Below are 1,518 nucleotides of genomic sequence, written 5' to 3'. Positions count from 1 at the left end.
GGTTCCCTCAGAATGGTTGGAAATCATTCGAAGAGTGTAAAGGCAGAAGGGAGCTTGACTGCGAGACCTACAAGTCGAGCAGGGACGAAAGTCGGGCTTAGTGATCCGGTGGTTCCGCATGGAAGGGCCATCGCTCAACGGATAAAAGCTACCCTGGGGATAACAGGCTTATCTCCCCCAAGAGTTCACATCGACGGGGAGGTTTGGCACCTCGATGTCGGCTCATCGCATCCTGGGGCTGAAGTCGGTCCCAAGGGTTGGGCTGTTCGCCCATTAAAGCGGTACGCGAGCTGGGTTCAGAACGTCGTGAGACAGTTCGGTCCCTATCCGTCGCGGGCGTTGGAAATTTGAGAGGAGCTGTCCTTAGTACGAGAGGACCGGGATGGACACACCGCTGGTGTACCAGTTGTTCTGCCAAGAGCATCGCTGGGTAGCTATGTGTGGACGGGATAAACGCTGAAAGCATCTAAGCGTGAAGCCCCCCTCGAGATGAGATTTCCCATCACATTAAGTGAGTAAGACCCCTGAGAGACGATCAGGTAGATAGGCTAGAAGTGGAAGTGCCGCGAGGCATGGAGCGGACTAGTACTAATCGGTCGAGGACTTAACCACGAGTTGTATAGCTGGTAGATTGATGGAGTTGGATATAGATTCAGTTTTGAAAGAACGAAAGTTTTTTCAGAAATAAAGTGTGGTGACGATGGCAAGAAGGATACACCTGTTCCCATCTCGAACACAGAAGTTAAGCTTCTTAGCGCCGATAGTAGTTGGGGGTTTCTCCCTGCGAGGGTAGGACGTTGCCACGCTTTATTATAATGGAGGTTTAGCTCAGCTGGGAGAGCATCTGCCTTACAAGCAGAGGGTCAGCGGTTCGATCCCGTTAACCTCCATTGATGAGTGATTAGCTCAGTTGGTAGAGCATCTGACTTTTAATCAGAGGGTCACAGGTTCGAGCCCTGTATCACTCATTCTCATAGTAGAAATTGCGGGTGTGGCGGAATTGGCAGACGCACTAGATTTAGGATCTAGCGCCGCGAGGCGTGGGGGTTCGAGTCCCTTCACCCGCACTTAGCCGGCTTAGCTCAGTTGGTAGAGCATCTGATTTGTAATCAGAGGGTCGAGGGTTCAAGTCCTTTAGCCGGCATTAAAACCAAATTTGCGGAAGTAGTTCAGTGGTAGAACACCACCTTGCCAAGGTGGGGGTCGCGGGTTCGAACCCCGTCTTCCGCTTAGCCAATGTAAAACCATGGCCCATGCCGGGGTGGCGGAATTGGCAGACGCACAGGACTTAAAATCCTGCGGTCAGTGATGACCGTACCGGTTCGACCCCGGTCCTCGGCATTAACTAAATATACAATGCACCCATAGCTCAATTGGATAGAGTACTTGACTACGAATCAAGCGGTTACAGGTTCGACTCCTGTTGGGTGCATTTTTTACTTACGGGAATTAGCTCAGCTTGGTAGAGCACTTGGTTTGGGACCAAGGGGTCGTAGGTTCGAATCCTGTATTCCCGAT

General features: G+C 51.5%; 8 tRNA genes and 2 rRNA genes. All 10 read left to right on the top strand.

Annotation, left to right across the window (positions count from 1 at the left end):
* Positions 1-612 (top strand): 23S ribosomal RNA (locus ADH99_RS08265); the annotation flags it as partial.
* Between the two features lie 78 nt (positions 613-690).
* Positions 691-806, top strand: a 5S ribosomal RNA gene (gene rrf / locus ADH99_RS08260).
* A gap of 11 nt (positions 807-817) precedes the next feature.
* Positions 818-890: transfer RNA gene (locus ADH99_RS08255), tRNA-Val, on the top strand.
* Between the two features lie 5 nt (positions 891-895).
* Positions 896-968, top strand: a tRNA-Lys gene (locus tag ADH99_RS08250).
* Between the two features lie 17 nt (positions 969-985).
* A tRNA-Leu gene (locus ADH99_RS08245) sits at positions 986-1,067 on the top strand.
* A 4-nt stretch (positions 1,068-1,071) separates the two neighbouring features.
* Positions 1,072-1,144: transfer RNA gene (locus tag ADH99_RS08240), tRNA-Thr, on the top strand.
* A gap of 14 nt (positions 1,145-1,158) precedes the next feature.
* Positions 1,159-1,230 (top strand) — tRNA-Gly (locus tag ADH99_RS08235).
* Between the two features lie 25 nt (positions 1,231-1,255).
* Positions 1,256-1,341, top strand: a tRNA-Leu gene (locus tag ADH99_RS08230).
* A 17-nt stretch (positions 1,342-1,358) separates the two neighbouring features.
* Positions 1,359-1,432: transfer RNA gene (locus tag ADH99_RS08225), tRNA-Arg, on the top strand.
* A gap of 11 nt (positions 1,433-1,443) precedes the next feature.
* Positions 1,444-1,517, top strand: a tRNA-Pro gene (locus tag ADH99_RS08220).
* Position 1,518: the final 1 nt, after the last annotated feature.

The organism is Granulicatella sp. 572.rep1_STHE, from assembly GCF_001073445.1.
Classification (GTDB): Bacteria; Bacillota; Bacilli; order Lactobacillales; family Aerococcaceae; genus Granulicatella; species Granulicatella adiacens.
The sequence above is the reverse complement of the archived record's forward strand: the minus strand, read 5'-3'. Positions and strand labels throughout refer to the sequence as shown.